This window comes from Domibacillus sp. 8LH, from assembly GCF_038806185.1.
GTDB lineage: Bacteria > Bacillota > Bacilli > Bacillales > Domibacillaceae > Domibacillus > Domibacillus indicus_A.
Genome location: NZ_JAVJNG010000001.1, coordinates 77333 through 93485 on the forward strand (window position 1 = coordinate 77333; position 16153 = coordinate 93485).

Genomic DNA, 16153 nt, shown 5'->3' on the forward strand with positions numbered 1-16153 from the left:
CAGCTGTGCTGCAAAGACGGACTCAGCGCCTGCCCCATGGAAAGCGAAGCTGCACGCCCGCCGCCTTATCGGCTCTTATCTCAACCGCCTACACTTCTTGCATGGAAAAGAAAGAGAGATTTCCTTTGACAAAAGACTTTACTTTTTACAATTTGAAACTTCTATTTGATAGAGGCTTTTTCGGTTATTGATTCAGTTCCCGTCTCTCTTCTTCTGTAAATACGCGTGACCTTGTCAGAAATCTTTTTCCTTCCGGTCCTTCAAGAGAAAACATGCCTCCCCGCCCGTCTACAACATCGATAATAAGCTGGGTATGCTTCCAGTATTCATACTGCGCTTCACTAATATAAAAGGGTGCACCGCCAATTTCACCAAGCTTTTTATCCGCATCACCCGTTATAAACTCCCCGTCCGGGTAGCACATCGGCGAGCTGCCGTCGCAGCACCCGCCAGACTGATGAAACATAAGCGGTCCGTGTTTTGCCCTCAATTGATCTATTAAAGCCAGAGCAGCCGGTGTTGCGGTAACACGGTCAACCATTCTGTTCCCCTCCTACGAAAGAAACGCCGCCGCTAAAGCGGCAGCGCCTTTTTAATTTAAAAGAATCCAAGGGCATCTTCTGAGTAGCTGACAAGCAGGTTTTTCGTCTGCTGGTAATGATTCAGCATCATCAAATGATTTTCACGGCCAATACCGGACATCTTGTATCCGCCGAACGCCGCATGTGCCGGGTATTGGTGGTAACAGTTTGTCCAAACGCGGCCCGCTTGAATGTTCCGGCCAAACCGGTATGCCCGGTTTTGATGGCGGGACCAAACGCCGGCACCCAGTCCGTACAACGTGTCATTGGCGATTTCAAGCGCCTCTGCTTCATCTTTAAACGTTGTCACCGATACAACAGGCCCAAAAATTTCTTCCTGGAATATGCGCATTTTATTATTGCCTTTAAAAACAGTCGGTTTGATATAATAGCCGTTTTCTAGTCCCTCGACCTTATTTCGCTCACCGCCCGCCAGACACTCAGCACCTTCCTGCTTGCCGATATCCAGGTAAGAAAGGATTTTTTCCATCTGCTCGTTTGAAGCCTGTGCCCCCATCATCGTATCCGTATCAAGCGGGTTGCCTGTTTTAATTTCATTCACCCGCTTGATGACCCGCTCCATGAACTGATCATAAATGCTTTCATGAACGAGCGCACGGGATGGGCATGTACACACTTCTCCCTGATTGAGCGCGAACATAACAAACCCTTCAACTGCTTTGTTTAAAAACGCATCATCTTTTTCCATAATGTCTTCAAAGAAAATATTCGGTGATTTCCCGCCGAGTTCGAGCGTAACTGGAATCAAGTTTTGCGATGCATACTGCATAATCAAGCGTCCGGTTGTGGTCTCGCCGGTAAAAGCAATTTTAGCAATTCGTTTGTTCGAGGCCAGCGGTTTTCCGGCTTCAAGTCCAAAGCCGTTGACAATGTTTACGACTCCAGGCGGGAGCAGATCTTCAATCAGCTCCATAAATACAAGAATAGACGCTGGAGTCTGTTCAGCCGGCTTTAAGACTACACAGTTTCCAGCAGCTAGAGCTGGTGCAAGCTTCCACACACCCATGAGGAGCGGAAAATTCCACGGAATAATCTGTCCGACTACACCAAGCGGCTCGTGGAAATGATACGCAACGGTATCGTTGTCGATTTGTGACAAGGACCCTTCCTGAGCCCGGATTGCTCCAGCAAAGTAACGGAAGTGGTCAATGGCCAGCGGCAAATCAGCATTTAATGTTTCACGAACCGCTTTTCCGTTGTCCCATGTTTCCGCAACCGCCAGCATTTCCAAGTTTTCTTCAAGACGATCGGCAATTTTATTTAAAATGTTGGCGCGCTCGGCCACCGACGTTTTCCCCCACGCATCTTTTGCGGCATGGGCGGCATCCAAAGCCAGCTCAATATCCTCAGCCTGGGAGCGGGCGACTTCACAAAATACTTCACCTGTAACAGGCGTGATATTTTCAAAGTACTGGCCGCCGAGCGGCGCTGTCCACTCTCCATTAATATAATTCTCGTATCTTTTCTTGAATGTAACCTTTGATCCTTCCTGCCCTGGATTTGCGTAAATCATATACCCTTCCCCCTTTGAATGATGGAAACCGTTATATAAAACGCTTACATTTCCAAAATAACGGTTCCCAACTTGAATGTCAACTAAGACGCTTACAAAGTCAGCACAATGCGGCCGTTGATTTTTCCTTGTGTCATTTTATCGAAGACGGTGTTAATCTCATCAAGCGGCGCCGTTTCCACCTGCGCTTTTACTTTACCGCGTGACGCAAACTCAAGCGCTTCTTTCATATCGAGACGTGTTCCGACAATGGAGCCTTTTACGGATACACCATTTAAAACCGTGTTAAAAATAGGAATTGGCAGCTCATCATTTGGAAGGCCGACGACGACAAGTGTGCCTCCGCGTTTAACAGAACGGTATGCCTGCTCAAATGCTTTTTTCGTCACCGCTACACTGATGGCCGCCTGTACACCGCCCACTTTCTCCTGTATGGCATCGGCAGGATCTTCGTTCATACCGTTTACCACCTCATCCGCTCCTAAACTTTGGGCGAGCTCCAGCTTTTCATCTGCAATATCGACGGCAACGACGTTAAAGCCCATCGCTTTCGCATATTGAAGCGCAATATGGCCGAGGCCGCCAATTCCGTAAATCGCAACCCAGTCGCCTGGCTTTGCTCCTGATACTTTTAATGCTTTGTACGTTGTTACGCCCGCACACAAGATAGGAGCTACTTCGACTGGATCGAGGCCATCTGGAATTTTTGCTACATAATCAGCTGGTGCGACACAATATTCAGCATAGCCGCCATCAACTGAATAGCCGCCATTTTCCTGATGAGGGCAAAGCGTTTCTTGTCCCTGCAGGCAGTACTCACATTCGCCGCATGCGGAAAACAGCCAGGGGATACCGACCCGGTCTCCTGTTTTTAAAGAGGTGACCCCTTCACCAATTTCTTCGATAATCCCTACACCTTCATGGCCTGGAATAAGCGGCAGCTTTGGCTTGACCGGCCAGTCACCATGGGCTGCGTGGAGGTCGGTATGACATACACCGCATGCTTCAATTTTAACCAGCACCTCTCCGCGTTTTGGCGAGGGCTTGGGTACGTCTTTTACTTCGAGCTGCTGCTTAAATTCATTTACGACGGCTGCTTTCATATTTGTTGTTGCTTCAGGCTGCTGGTTCGGTTCATTTACGGCTGTTATTTTCATTTTAATTCCTCCTTTTAATTGGTCATTCGTTTATTTTATTGCAAGCACTGTGCCAACAATAAAAACGCTGACATAAAAGGGAGTTGTTTGGGTATCAGCCGATTTTCCGGCCCATTCAGCCAAAAGATTGGCTCTTACAAACGAAAAAACGGCTTTCTCAACGAGGAGAAAGCCGGCGGGCCAGTCGATATTCGGTAAAATGAAACAGCATAATCCAAAAAAACAGCCAGGCAGCGCCTATGGAGAAGCCGCCTGCTACGTCACTTGGATAATGAACACCGAGATAAATGCGCGATAAGCCGACTAAAAAAATCATAGAGCCGGCCACAAGCGCCGATACAATTTTTTTCCACTTTCCACGTAAAAGCCGGAACAGCATAAAAGAAAGCGCCCCGTAAAAAATAAAAGATCCCATAGAATGACCGCTTGGAAAACTGTAGCCGCCCTGTTCAATTAACGGCAGAATATCCGGCCGCTGACGCTGAAACAGCTCTTTTAAAAAATGATTAAACGCGCCGCCAAGGCCATTTACCAGTACAAAAAACAGCGCCCATCCATATCGTCTGCGGATCACGAGAAAAAGAGAAATAACCCCGGTTGCCACACTGAAAAACATGACGGAACCAAGATTGGTGAAAAAGATCATCCGCGCTGTCCGGCCCTCGTTGATCCATGACTGTACCTCGTTGATGATTTTCGTGTCAAACGCCGCCACTTCATTTCTTTGAAGAGCCTCGACCACTTCGAAAAATCCCCACGTAAACAGGACGAGAAACAGCACAAGTGAGCCGTAATAAGCGTAGGCGCGCCGGTTTTTTTGCTGCAATCGCAATCTTCCTTTCTTAGCTGTAAAGGTTTTTAACGCCTTGCCCGTTCAAAAAATCCAGGAAACCTTCCTGGATTAAAAAACGGTTGAAGCCAGATACGCTTCTACTTCCTCGCGCAATTGCTCATAGGCGTTTTGTTCAGCAAACGCCTCCTGGTTATGAACGGTAAAATGAGCCGGCGTATCAAGATCAATGCTGATTGTACCCCCGAACATATACGTTCCGTTTCCGATTAAATCAATAGAGTATTGTCCGTCTTCATGCACATGCACTTCGCAGCGGACTTTTCCCCCGTTGTTGTATACATCAATAGGCGTTTCCATTTCATTTAAACCGAGCTGGCATGTGGTCAGCGTCGAAGCGGACATCGCTGTACCGCATGCGTTGGTGAAGCCGACGCCGCGCTCAAACGTCCGCACATACAGCGTTCCTTTTTGGATTGGATACACAAAGCTGACGTTTACACCATCTGGCGTAATGTCGTTTTTCCCGTTCAGCATTTCTGAAATCCGTTTTTGCTCATCTGAAGCAATGAGCTCCCGGTCTGCCACAACAATTAAGTGAGGGTTCGGTACGGCGAGCGCAGAGAACCGGATAGAATCAGACAGTTCAGGCACCACTTCATTAAACAAATGTTCTTTTCCGATCGTCATTGGCAAATCCGCAAGATTAAACAGAACCGGTGAAATTTGAACACGGTATGCCGGCACGCCTTCATAAATATCGCCGTCCCGCTTCACATAAAGATCGGCTTTGTTTGTCTCCACGATAATCTCATTTTTACCAATTTTATCCAGAACGTACCGTCCATGCAAACGCAGCCCGTTGCCGCACATAGACGCTTCCGAACCGTCACTGTTAAAAATACGCATTTTCGCATCGGCATGCGCGCTTTCCATCACAAATACAATTCCGTCAGCTCCAATGCCCTTTTCCCGATCGCAAAGCGCTAAAGCGAGATCGCGGCGGTTCTCTTCTGTAAATGTATAGGCATTCGTCCACTCATCGATCAAAATAAAATCATTTCCCGACCCATGGCCTTTAATATACGAAATCTCCAACATAACTCCCTCTTTCACAGCTGATTTGTTGTTTAGTATAGCAGATTTGAACCCACTGGTGTTGCATTTCGAAAGGGTTTGCGTCATTTTTAACAAAAGAAAAAACCCGCCTGCAGGAGGCGGGTTTTTTAGTGAACAATTGTATTCATTAGGAAAAGCACCGCGATAATATACATCGAAACAGGCACTTCGCGGAATCGCCCGCGGGTCACTTTTAAAATAGGATACAAAATGAAGCCAGCCGCAATACCGTCTGCAATACTTGAGGTAAGCGGTATGATGGCGATAATCGCCAGGGCTGGAATCGATTCAGTCCAGTCTGAAACGGACAGGCGGCGGATGTTCATCGTCATCAGTGTACCGATAATGATCAAAATCGGGGCAACCGCAGAGCCCGGTACCATATTTAAGTATGGCGCTGCGATAAAAGCGAGCGGAAACAGCAGTCCAGCCGTCAGCGGCACTAAACCTGTCCGCCCGCCGGATGCAATCGGCGCTGCGCTTTCCACAGCTGATACATTCGCGCTTGATCCGGCCAGCCCGCTTGCCACAACAGAAGCAGCATTTGCCTGGATGGCACGCTTGAATTTTTCCGGCTGCTGGGCCAAATTCAAATGCCCGTGCACAAGCCCGATGTTTTCAAACAGCAGCACCATCGTCAACGAAAAAACCGCTGGTATAAAAACAAACGGGGACAGACCTTGAATCGTCCAGGCACCCCATACTTCCGTATAGCTTTTGATTCCGACATTGCCCGATGCCTCCGGGAGACTGCCGAATAGCCAGGCAATGCCGGTTCCGGCTGCAATCACCAAGATGAACGTTCCCGGCACCTTGCGCCAATAAAGAATTACCGCTAAAAGCAGCGTCAGCAGAGCCGCCCAGGAAAATCCGGCTTTCTCGACGCCGATCACAATCAGAAATAAACCGAGGCCAATCGTAATCGCTTCTTTTAAGGATGCCGGCACCACGCTGTTTAACTTGGCGGCAAGCGGCGTGAATGTCACGACGGCAAATAAAAGACCCGATGCAACAGTAACGCCAAGTGCCTGCTGCCATGTCATGCCCATCTCCTCAACAAACGTATACGTGAACATGGCATTAATCCCCATGCCCGGCACGATAATAATCGGGGCATTTGCCCAGAGCGCCATAATCAAGCACCCTACAGCCGCTGACACGATTGTTGCGGCGGCAGCAGCCTCAAATGGCATACCTGCTTCAGATAAAATGAGCCCATTCACTGCGATAATGTAAATAACGGTTAAAAAACCCGTTACACCCGCAGACCATTCCTTCGCGAAGGTTGTTCCGTGCTCGCGAAGCTTAAAAATTCCTCCATTCATTGTTAAAACCTGCTTACTGTGAAGCGCCCTCTCCCTACCCGCTGTGCTGTCAGACGAATGTCTGGCAGCCAGCCACAAAGGCCATTATATCACGCCTCAAATGAGCGGAGCAAGTTCGCCATTTCAATAGCAGACATCGCTGAGTCCCAGCCTTTATTGCCCGCTTTTGTACCGGCGCGTTCAATCGCCTGCTCAATCGTATCTGTTGTTAAAAGACCAAAAATTACAGGTACTCCCGTTTGCATGCCAGCCTGGGCAGTTCCTTTTGCTGCTTCATTGCAGACATAATCAAAGTGAGCAGTGGCTCCGCGAATAACAGCACCGAGTGTAATGACAGCGTCATATTTTCCGCTTTCCGCCATTTTTTTTGCAACGAGCGGCAATTCAAATGCCCCCGGCACCCAGGCGATGTCAATGTTGTCTGCGTCTACACCATGGCGGATAAATCCATCTTCTGCTCCTGCGATGAGTTTGCTTGTAATAAATTCATTAAAACGGCCGGCAACGATGCCTACTTTCAATCCTGCTCCAATTAAATGTCCTTCAAATGTTTTTCCCATTATTTATTCCCCTCTTCTACATGTAATAAATGGCCAAGCTTTGAGATTTTCGTTTTTAAATAACTGCGGTTATCATCATTGGCCGGCATTTCAATCGGCACACGCTCGACAATATCAAGACCGTATCCGTTTAAGCCGGTAACTTTGCGCGGGTTGTTTGTTAACAGCCGCATTTTGGAAATGCCAAGGTCACGCAAAATCTGGGCGCCAATGCCGTAATCACGCAGATCGTCTTTAAATCCGAGTTTTACGTTTGCTTCAACCGTGTCATAGCCCTGCTCCTGAAGCTCGTATGCTTTCAGCTTGTTAATCAGCCCGATCCCCCGGCCTTCCTGACGCATATAAAGCAGCACGCCGCGGCCTTCTTCTTCGATCTGTGCAAGGGCAGCATGAAGCTGCGGTCCGCAGTCGCAGCGGTGTGAGCCGAAGATATCGCCTGTCAGGCATTCTGAATGAACACGGACAAGCACCGGCTCATCACCGGAAATATCTCCTTTCACAAGAGCTACATGATCCTGGCCTGTTAAATCTTCCTCATAGCCAACCGCGCGGAACTGCCCAAAATCCGTCGGAAGCTGAATATCCGCTTCGCGGCGGACAAGCGTTTCACGACCGCGGCGATAAGCAACAAGCTGCTCAATCGTGATAATTTTCAGGCCGAATTTTTCCGCCATCACTTCAAGCTCCGGCAGGCGGGCCATCGTTCCATCATCATTCATAACTTCGCATATCACACCAGCCGGCTTGTGTCCGGCAAGCTTGGCAAGGTCTACGGCAGCTTCGGTATGGCCGGTTCTGCGCAGCACACCGCCTGACTTGGCAATCAGCGGGAAAATATGTCCCGGCCGTTTAAAGTCAGCAGGCACAGCCGCATCGTCCACCATCGCTTTTACGGTATCCGCCCGTTCAAATGCACTGATGCCGGTTGTCGTATTGATATGGTCAACACTGACTGTAAACGCCGTCCCATGGCTGTCCGTGTTGTGTTCTACCATAGAGTGGAAATGAAGCCGGTTCGCAATTTGTTCTTCAACCGGCACGCAAATAAGGCCGCGGCCTTCTTTTGCCATAAAATTAATCATGGCACCGTCCACAAGTTCGGCGATGCCGACAAGGTCACCCTCGTTTTCACGGTCTTCATCGTCCACTACGATGATAACTTTACCTTCTTTTAAATCTGCAATGGCTTCTTCAATTGTTGAAAACATGGATATTCCTCCTTACAAATAACCGTTCTCTTTTAATAAATCCATCGTAACGCCGCGTTTCGGCGCTTCTTTTTTCTCCAGCATACTGCCGACATATTTCGCGAGCATGTCGCACTCAATATTCACCGGATCACCGACAGTTTTAGAAGCTAGAATGGTCTCGTCCTGTGTGTGCGGGATAAGAGATACGGTAATCCCTTCGTCTGTCACCCCAAAAAGTGTTAAAGAAGTACCATCCAGAGCGACGGAGCCTTTATACAAAAAGTAGCGGCTTAGCTCTTTTGGATACGAGATTGTCACGTACAGAGCATTTTCTTCGTGCTTTTTTGAGACAATATGACCGACGCCATCCACATGTCCGGAGACGAAATGTCCGCCAAACCGGCCATTGGCCGCCATCGCTCTCTCTAAATTCACACGCGCTCCCGGCGTAAGAGCAGCAAGAGCGGTAGATGTAAAGGTTTCAGGCATTACATCAGCGGTAAAGTGAGTTTTTGTAAAAGTCGTAACGGTTAAACAAACACCGCTGACTGAAATACTGTCGCCAAGGTGAACATCCTCCAGCACTTTTTTGGCGGCAATGGTAAGCTGCAGCGACCGGCCGCCGCGCACAATTCGTTCGACAGTGCCAAGTTCTTCTATAATTCCTGTAAACATAGGATCACCTTTTTTCCATGACAATTTTCAAGTCCGGCCCTATTTGCTCCATCGAAACAAAAGCAAGGTCGAGTGCTTCATCCATCGACGATCCGCCCAATCCTCCAAACGAAGATGGAGCCGATTTGCCGCCGATCAGTTTTGGCGCCATATACATAATGAGCCGGTTAAACGCACCGATGTCTAAAAAGGAGGCGTTCATTTCAGCACCTGCTTCTACAAACAGTGTCATAATGTTCATTTTGCCGAGCTCATCCAGCACCGCATCAATCGACATATGAGGCAGGCGGATCACCGTAACCCCTTCATCTTCTAATGCACGCTGTTTTTTTGTCTGGGCATCGGACGCACAGAAAATAATTGTTTTTGCTTCTTTGTTTTGAACAATGTGAAAATCAAGCGGAACGCGCAAATGCGTATCCAGTAAAATTCGAATCGGGTTTTTTCCTCCCTGGGGCAGTCGGGAAGTCAAGAGCGGGTTGTCAAGCAGGACCGTGCCGATACCTGTTAGGATGGCATCATGACGGCTTCTGAGAAGGTGTACGTCTTCTCTGGCGGCTTCACTTGTGATCCAGCGGCTGTGCCCGGTATGGGCAGCCGTTTTGCCGTCGGCGGTAACAGCAGTTTTAATCGTCACATAAGGCCGTTTTGTTTGGATAAAATGAAAAAATGGTGTTAATACTTCAAGTGCCCGTTGTTCACAAACTCCAGTTTCAACTTCAATACCAGCTTCCTGAAGCTTTTGAATACCCTTGCCGCCTACAAGCGGATTGGGGTCAACCGCAGCAATAAACACACGGCGCAAACCTTTTTCAATAATAAGATCTGCACAAGGCGGTGTTTTGCCAAAATGAGCACACGGCTCAAGTGTTACATAAATATCTGCTCCCTGTGCCGCATCACCCGCCTGCATGAGCGCATTCACTTCGGCATGAGCTTCTCCTGCTTTTAAATGAGCACCCATTCCGAGAATTCGGCCGTCTTTAACGACAACTGCGCCCACAGGAGGGTTTGGTGATGTTTGGTAAGCCGCGCTTTCGGCGAGCGAAAGAGCAAGATTCATATATTGTTCTTTATTCACGAGAAGAGCCATCCTCCTTAGTCAAAATACCGCCTGTACACAAAAATAAGCCCCGCATTGACAGTCAATACGGGGCTTTTAGCATCAAGAAATAAACGTTTTCCTTCCAAAAATTCAGAAAACGTACACTGTCCTTTCCTCCCATCCAGACTTTCACTGTCGGCTCCGGAATCACACCAGATCCACCGCATGCACGTGATGCGGGTCACGGACTGAGGGCCTCAATGCCCAACACCGCCGGTCGGGAGTTGCACCCTGCCCCGGAAAGGTTTATTCGAATGTTGTTACCATTATGAACTTTGTTTCGATATACTGTCAAGCAGCTGATTCCTGTTTTTTAAACCAAAGCGCCAAAATGACAATGATAATAAGTAGAATAACTTGCGGCAGCATCGTTTCAAGTGTCGGGTATAAGCCAATTACATCAATAAACGGCACAGCTGGAGCTGTATGAGTATCAATGACTCCTGCAGCCTGAAGAGAATGAATGCTTTTATCCAAAATTTTAAAGACCAATACTTAGATTAACAGAGCTGCGCCTGTGAAAAAAAGACATACCGGCGGCAAGTGCCCCTGCACTCATATCCGGCGCCATGCCGGAATAAAAAATAATCGTTTCGGCACCCTCTCTAAATACCGATAAAAAGCTGATAAAAGCAAATGACAGGATGCTTCCTGACGCTGCGGCTTTTCCCACCGACTGCTTCACAAAAGCGTTCCACTTTGCAATGTTTGACTTTCCATGCAGCCCCAGGTGCCAACCCCAATCATCATCACAACAGCGGCAATGCCTGTCAGCCCTTTCATCATCGCCTCGCCAACCGGCACAAATAAAGCGTCCGCATCGGTTGCTGCCGATGCACTTTGTATCTCTATTCCGCATATAATAACGAAAACAGCAGCCACTTTAAGAAAGAAACGTTTCACCGAGCCAGCCTCCCTTTTTCACACCAGGCAGGCAAATATGGCAATCCCTCGGTGGATCGTCGTCTATTCATTCAGCTTATCGCTATTTGCCAGGCGTGTTTCAATGGCATGAATTGCTTTCGAATGCTCCGCTGAAAACTCATAAACAAAAGCCCTGCGTCAAAGCTGCCTGTTTTTGGATCCAATCTATCCACGTATGAATACGATTGGCACAAAATTTTGATGCTTCCATCTCCATGCGCAAGCGCTGTATGGGAATTCGGCGGTATTTGCTTTTGGCCTGTTTCGTCTCTTTTAGAAAGATTAATTTTTCCAAATTCGTCTTTCCCTCCCAGCGGTGCACCGCTTGAGCGGCGGCGCCCAAATGTCGCTTCCTATTCTTTCAATGTTGTCCGAACCACACTTCGATAAACATCTGTACACGGCGCACAACCATATAGGTGTCTACAGCCATCCAGCCGTCTGCTGCCCCTGTATCTTCAGGCGGCATAGGTGAATTTTCAGCCGGCCGATCGATTTCCCTGCGTCCATTTGAGCAGTGGCAGCTGTCCATTCTTTTAAAAGAGCGATCACTTCTGCCCGCTCTGTTGTGGTTAAGGTTTTGAGCAGGCGTTGTAATGCCCGCCTGGTGTGTTCCGTAAAAGGGCACTGTGCCTGTGCTTTTTTCTGATTGTTGGGCAGAGTATATATGTCATCGAATTTTGATTCGATTTCAGTCGACGGCGCTTCATCTTTTTTCTTCAGTTCCGGCTGCAGCAGGGAAAAGATTTTTTCCGCTCCCTCTACATTTGCTGCAAAATCATACAAATCCGTATGTGAATACCGGTCTTTTTCACCTGTTACTTTTGATGTTGACACTTCATTCAATAAATCGACGGCTCCTGTAATGAACAGATCCGGCGTTACTTTAACCGTTTCCACTTTTGCACGAAGCAGCTTCGTGTTATCAATCAGCTGCTGGGCGTATTGTGCGCAGCCTTTATCGGTTTCGGGAAAATCACCTTCACTTTCATCAATTTTCGGATCTGTATCGCCAAGCATTTCGGCAATCGGATCCGCACATTCTTAGTGCATACGAGCCGGTGCATACTGGATTTTCCTATCATTATAAGGTAATGAAAATCATTTTCAATTAAAATTTAAAATCGTGTCGAAAAAATTTTTAATTTGCGTTTAAAATCTATTTTCAAATGGGTAAAAATTTTATATGATGTGATTAACGACGACATTTTAATGCTAGTTGTATTGGGAAGGCAAATGGTGCGCCACCGGTTTCTTCTATCGGTTCTAATGGGTTCGATTCCCATCCCGGAATTTTTTTATGGACAGGCTGCAGTTGTGACGGTCTTGTTTGTTTTTTAAAAAATTTCGAGGGTGGATCGGGACACGTATGAACCGCTATGCCCTCGTTGTGTAAAACAGAGGAGGGAAAGAAAATGTTGAAGAAACGCGATGTTCATGAAAGTCATGTTTTATTTGATTTGATGACGCACCCGGATGTGTTCCCTTTTGTGCGCCAAAAAGTCCACTCATACGAGGAGTTTGTGTTTGCCACCAAGCAAACGATTGAAGCGGAAGAACGGGGTGAACTGATTTCGCGGACGATTCTTGACGAATGGGGCAGCCCAATCGGCACAATCAACTTGTATGATATTGAAAATGGCGCCGGCTTTCTCGGCACGTGGCTCGGCAAGCCTTATCACGGCAAAGGCTACAATGCACCAGCCAAAGAAGAGTTTTTCAGAGAGCTGTTTTATGAAATGGACATTGAATCGGTTTATATGTCTATTCGCAAAGTCAATATCCGCTCGCGCAAAGCAGCAGAAAAACTGCCTTATGTTGTTTTGGCTAATGAAACACGGCCCGATGTGTATGCTAAATTAAATCAAAACGAAGCTGTATTCGATTTATATGAAGTACCGAAAGACCTCTTCACGCTTTATTTAATGCGTAACGATCAGGAAAACGAACAGGCAATGGAAGCGTAACAAACAATTCCAATTATCCTCGTCCACATACTCCTTCACTAGTAAAGCGTTGAGTTTTTACCGTGACGCTCATTCAACTGAGACAATTTAAAATCCCAAAAAAAGCCGGCTGCTGATGCAGCCGGCTTTTTATCGTTCTTTTTCTGTTTCTTTAAACAGATAAATCCTTGTTTCATACGGACGCAGCTCAAAAGGCTTCTCCAGGGCTGACGCGTCGTCCTCCACTTTGTAATTAGATAAAAGCAGGTTAGCGGGCAGGCCGCTTATCTGCTCCCTGTCTACTGCAAAAGAAACCGGCTTTTTGCCAAAATGACTAATGACAAGCAGTACTCCGCCCCCTCCTGTCCTCGTATAAGCAAACACCGAAGGATGATCCGGCGCCATTAAATCAAAGGTTCCTTCGGTAACAACCGGTTCTGTTTTCCGAATGTGAATCAGTTTATGGTAAAACCAGAAAACCGATTCCGGGTCATCCAGGTTCTGCTGTACATTCACACTTAAATAGTTATCATTGACCTTAATCCAAGGTTCTCCCTCCGTAAAGCCAGCATTTTCCCCATCATCCCACTGCATGGGCGTTCTTGCCTGATCACGGCTTCTTTTATTTAAGTCGGCCAGCACGCTTTCTTTGTCCTCATTTTGTTCATAATGGCGCTGGTGAAATTCGGTAATGGACTTGCTGTCCCGAAACTCGTCTATTCCTTCAAAATCTGCATTTATCATGCCGATTTCTTCTCCCTGGTAAATATACGGTGTTATTTTAGCAGATGCTGCACGGTGCTCGCCTTCGTCTCCAAAACGCGTGACAATGCGCGGCTCATCGTGATTGCACCAAAACAGCGTATTCCAGCCCTTTTCCTCCAAAGTTTTCTGCCATTTTTCCATTACTTTTTTTAATTGGACCACATTTACTTTTACATCGGATTCCGGGTCCCCTTCTTCAACCTGCAGGTGGTCAAAGGAAAACACCATATTCACTTCGCGCCGATCCGGATCGGTATACAAAAGGGCTTCTTCCGGTGTAGCCGAGCCGCTTTCTCCAACCGTCATCATGCTGTATTTTGAAAAAACGGCTTCGTTTAAATGATGGACGTACGGATGGGCTCCTTCATCTTTAATGATTTCAAAATGGGGATCCGCTTCTTTGTCTACATATTGTTCGTATGACGGCAGTGATTTCTTTTTGTTAATGTGTCCAAGCTGGTCGATCCGAAATCCCGAAACGCCTTTTCGGATCCAGAAAATCATCATTTCTTTTACTTCATGGATGACATTCGGGTTTTCCCAGTTTAAATCCACCTGCCGCCGGCTGTTCATATGCAGATAATACTCACCCGTTTTTTCATCAAATTCCCATGCACTTGTATGATAGGTAGACATCCAGTCGGACGGCGGGCCATCGGGAGTGCCGGGGCGCCAATGATAAAAATCCCGAAACCGGCTCGTTTTCGACTTTTTCGCTTCTAAAAACCAGCGATGCTGATCTGATGTATGATTGTAGACAATGTCTAAAATCACTTTCAGCCCGCGTTGATTTGCTTCAAAAATTAATTCCTTCATATCCGTCATCGTGCCATAATCTTCTGATATGGCACGGTGATCCGATACATCATATCCATAGTAGACATTCGGCGACTTGTATACCGGTGAAAGCCAAATCGCATCCACCCCCAGCTTTTTCACATAATCCAGCCTCGAGATGATGCCCTGTAAATCACCAATCCCATCTCCGTTACTGTCTTGAAAACTGCGGGGATATATGTGGTAAATGACTGCTGTTTTCCACCATTCGTTTGCCAAGCTGTTTCCCTCCTGCGCTTACTTGTTTAGTAGAAACCTTCCCTTTCCATTCTTTTCTAAACGCACGTACAGCGCATTACCAGGCGGGATAACAGAGTCGGCAGGCAAAGCAATTCTTCCCTTTTCTTAAAAAGCTTTAATAAAGATAAACGTCTTCTGCTGAAACCAGAGCGTGTATTTTACTGTCCGTCCCTTTACGGGTACGGGTGAAACCATTTTTAAGAGAGATGACTCTCCCGTTCTTCGTTAACATATGAATGCCTATGTGTTCCAGATCCATCTTTCCGATTCTCAGTAATGGGTTTTGGAACATTTAATGAAAAGGCACGGTCAGCTCGCTTAACGTAACCATCGGGCTTCCCCCGCCCGGATGGGTCGTGCCTCCGGTATAGTAAATGAAAGCCTTTTGCATCGACACTCATCATTTTGCCGCCTGCGTGCGGTTTTCGTCAAAAACCGTTGTATGTATTCCTCTTGACTGTAATGTAACAGAGGCAGCCAGGTCCCCGATTCCAGCACCGATCACAATTGCTTTTTTCACCTGACGTCCTCCTTTACTATTGCCGCCATTATACATTAGAATGGAAGTATCTTGTACGATAAAGGAGTTTTAGCCAATGGAATCAAGAAGAAACATGTTTTTTTCGTATAAAAAAGATCCTGAAAAACTGCCTGACATTCAAAAGCTGATTACACTTGCTGAAGAACAGGGATTTGTCGTAGTGGATGATTACAAAGAAGCCAATATTATTGTGGGGGTTGGCGGCGACGGAGCGTTTTTGCAGGCGGTCCGCAAATCCGGATTTCGTGATGACTGCTTATACGTCGGTGTAACAGACGAAGTGGAAGCAAGCTTGTATTGTGATTTTCACATTCACGATACGGAAAAAATGATCGAAGCGATTCAAACGGCAGGAGTGGAAGTGCGCCGCTATCCAGTTATAGATGTGCATATCGACGGTGAATCCCATTTCAAATGCTTGAACGAGCTGTCCGTTCGCTCTTCCATTATTAAAACATTAGTCATGGACGTACATATTGATGACCTTCACTTTGAAACGTTCCGCGGTGACGGCATTGTTGTTTCTACACCAACGGGAAGCACAGCTTACAACCGGTCCTTAAACGGAGCTGTTGTAGACCCTCGCATTCCATGTATGCAGGTGAATGAAATGGCATCTCTAAACAATAACCAATTCCGTACGCTCGGTTCATCATTTATCTTACACAGCGACCGCAAGCTGACGCTGAGCATCGCACAAGACGGCAATAACTACCCGGTTATCGGCCTGGACAATGAAGCGCTCAGCATCCAAAACATCCAAAACATTGAAGTAGAAATGACCGGCAGCATTATTAAAACGGTTAAATTAAAAAACAATTCATTCTGGCATAAAGTACAGCGAACATTCCTTTAATCAAAAAC

The 16153-nt window shown here is 47.0% G+C and carries 18 protein-coding genes and 1 riboswitch; of the genes, 2 read left to right on the top strand and 16 right to left on the bottom strand.

Features of this window, described 5'->3' with window-relative positions; translation table 11 throughout:
• Nucleotides 1-184: 184 nt before the first annotated feature.
• The 15 genes from RG959_RS00400 to RG959_RS25560 all read right to left on the bottom strand — a co-directional run bounded on the left by RG959_RS00400 (nucleotide 185) and on the right by RG959_RS25560 (nucleotide 11980).
• Nucleotides 185-541, bottom strand: a complete 357-nt coding sequence (locus RG959_RS00400; RefSeq protein WP_342795522.1) for a DUF779 domain-containing protein — start codon at nucleotides 539-541, stop codon at nucleotides 185-187.
• 56 nt (nucleotides 542-597) lie between these two features.
• Entirely contained in the window at nucleotides 598-2115 is a 1518-nt protein-coding gene (gene adh / locus RG959_RS00405) for an aldehyde dehydrogenase (RefSeq protein WP_342795523.1), read from the bottom strand.
• A 92-nt stretch (nucleotides 2116-2207) separates the two neighbouring features.
• Nucleotides 2208-3218 (bottom strand): alcohol dehydrogenase AdhP, encoded by a 1011-nt coding sequence (adhP, locus tag RG959_RS00410; protein ID WP_342795955.1) that lies wholly within the window; start codon nucleotides 3216-3218, stop codon nucleotides 2208-2210.
• A gap of 211 nt (nucleotides 3219-3429) precedes the next feature.
• A complete protein-coding gene (locus tag RG959_RS00415) occupies nucleotides 3430-4098 on the bottom strand; it encodes a phosphatase PAP2 family protein (protein ID WP_342795524.1) in 669 nt (222 codons plus the stop codon).
• A gap of 75 nt (nucleotides 4099-4173) precedes the next feature.
• A complete protein-coding gene (gene dapF / locus RG959_RS00420; RefSeq protein ID WP_483298841.1) occupies nucleotides 4174-5160 on the bottom strand; it encodes a diaminopimelate epimerase in 987 nt (328 codons plus the stop codon).
• A gap of 128 nt (nucleotides 5161-5288) precedes the next feature.
• Nucleotides 5289-6506, bottom strand: a complete 1218-nt coding sequence (locus RG959_RS00425; RefSeq protein WP_342795526.1) for an NCS2 family permease — start codon at nucleotides 6504-6506, stop codon at nucleotides 5289-5291.
• A gap of 89 nt (nucleotides 6507-6595) precedes the next feature.
• Complete coding sequence (ribH, locus tag RG959_RS00430; RefSeq protein WP_342795527.1) at nucleotides 6596-7066, bottom strand: 6,7-dimethyl-8-ribityllumazine synthase; 471 nt, start codon at nucleotides 7064-7066, stop codon at nucleotides 6596-6598.
• A complete protein-coding gene (locus RG959_RS00435; RefSeq protein ID WP_342795528.1) occupies nucleotides 7066-8274 on the bottom strand; it encodes a bifunctional 3,4-dihydroxy-2-butanone-4-phosphate synthase/GTP cyclohydrolase II in 1209 nt (402 codons plus the stop codon). Before RG959_RS00435 ends, ribH begins: the two co-directional genes overlap by 1 nt.
• A 12-nt stretch (nucleotides 8275-8286) precedes the next feature.
• Nucleotides 8287-8931 carry a riboflavin synthase gene (ribE, locus tag RG959_RS00440; protein WP_342795529.1) on the bottom strand — a complete coding sequence of 215 codons (645 nt, stop codon included), beginning with the start codon at nucleotides 8929-8931 and terminating at the stop codon, nucleotides 8287-8289.
• Nucleotides 8932-8935: 4 nt separating this feature from the next.
• On the bottom strand, nucleotides 8936-10012 hold the full coding sequence (gene ribD / locus RG959_RS00445) for a bifunctional diaminohydroxyphosphoribosylaminopyrimidine deaminase/5-amino-6-(5-phosphoribosylamino)uracil reductase RibD (RefSeq protein ID WP_342795530.1): 1077 nt from the start codon (nucleotides 10010-10012) through the stop codon (nucleotides 8936-8938).
• Between the two features lie 129 nt (nucleotides 10013-10141).
• Nucleotides 10142-10284: riboswitch (FMN riboswitch) on the bottom strand.
• A 43-nt stretch (nucleotides 10285-10327) separates the two neighbouring features.
• On the bottom strand, nucleotides 10328-10513 hold the full coding sequence (locus RG959_RS00450; RefSeq protein ID WP_342795531.1) for a hypothetical protein: 186 nt from the start codon (nucleotides 10511-10513) through the stop codon (nucleotides 10328-10330).
• Nucleotides 10514-10517: 4 nt separating this feature from the next.
• Nucleotides 10518-10721 carry an FTR1 family protein gene (locus RG959_RS00455; RefSeq protein WP_342795532.1) on the bottom strand — a complete coding sequence of 68 codons (204 nt, stop codon included), beginning with the start codon at nucleotides 10719-10721 and terminating at the stop codon, nucleotides 10518-10520.
• Nucleotides 10718-10939, bottom strand: coding sequence for a hypothetical protein (locus RG959_RS00460; RefSeq protein WP_342795533.1), 222 nt, complete (start codon nucleotides 10937-10939; stop codon nucleotides 10718-10720). Before RG959_RS00460 ends, RG959_RS00455 begins: the two co-directional genes overlap by 4 nt.
• A gap of 71 nt (nucleotides 10940-11010) precedes the next feature.
• Entirely contained in the window at nucleotides 11011-11274 is a 264-nt protein-coding gene (locus tag RG959_RS00465; RefSeq protein WP_342795956.1) for a hypothetical protein, read from the bottom strand.
• Nucleotides 11275-11383: 109 nt separating this feature from the next.
• Nucleotides 11384-11980, bottom strand: coding sequence for an imelysin family protein (locus tag RG959_RS25560; RefSeq protein ID WP_483298835.1), 597 nt, complete (start codon nucleotides 11978-11980; stop codon nucleotides 11384-11386).
• 395 nt (nucleotides 11981-12375) lie between these two features.
• Here RG959_RS25560 and RG959_RS00475 point away from each other — a divergent pair, with 395 nt between their 5' ends.
• Nucleotides 12376-12927, top strand: a complete 552-nt coding sequence (locus RG959_RS00475; RefSeq protein WP_309087964.1) for a GNAT family N-acetyltransferase — start codon at nucleotides 12376-12378, stop codon at nucleotides 12925-12927.
• Between the two features lie 129 nt (nucleotides 12928-13056).
• On the opposite strand, the gene RG959_RS00480 is transcribed toward RG959_RS00475, so the two are convergent.
• Nucleotides 13057-14727, bottom strand: coding sequence for a glycoside hydrolase family 13 protein (locus RG959_RS00480; protein WP_342795534.1), 1671 nt, complete (start codon nucleotides 14725-14727; stop codon nucleotides 13057-13059).
• A gap of 617 nt (nucleotides 14728-15344) precedes the next feature.
• On the opposite strand from RG959_RS00480, the gene RG959_RS00485 reads away from it, so the two are divergent.
• Complete coding sequence (locus RG959_RS00485; RefSeq protein ID WP_342795535.1) at nucleotides 15345-16145, top strand: NAD kinase; 801 nt, start codon at nucleotides 15345-15347, stop codon at nucleotides 16143-16145.
• The last annotated feature ends 8 nt before the right edge of the window (nucleotides 16146-16153 follow it).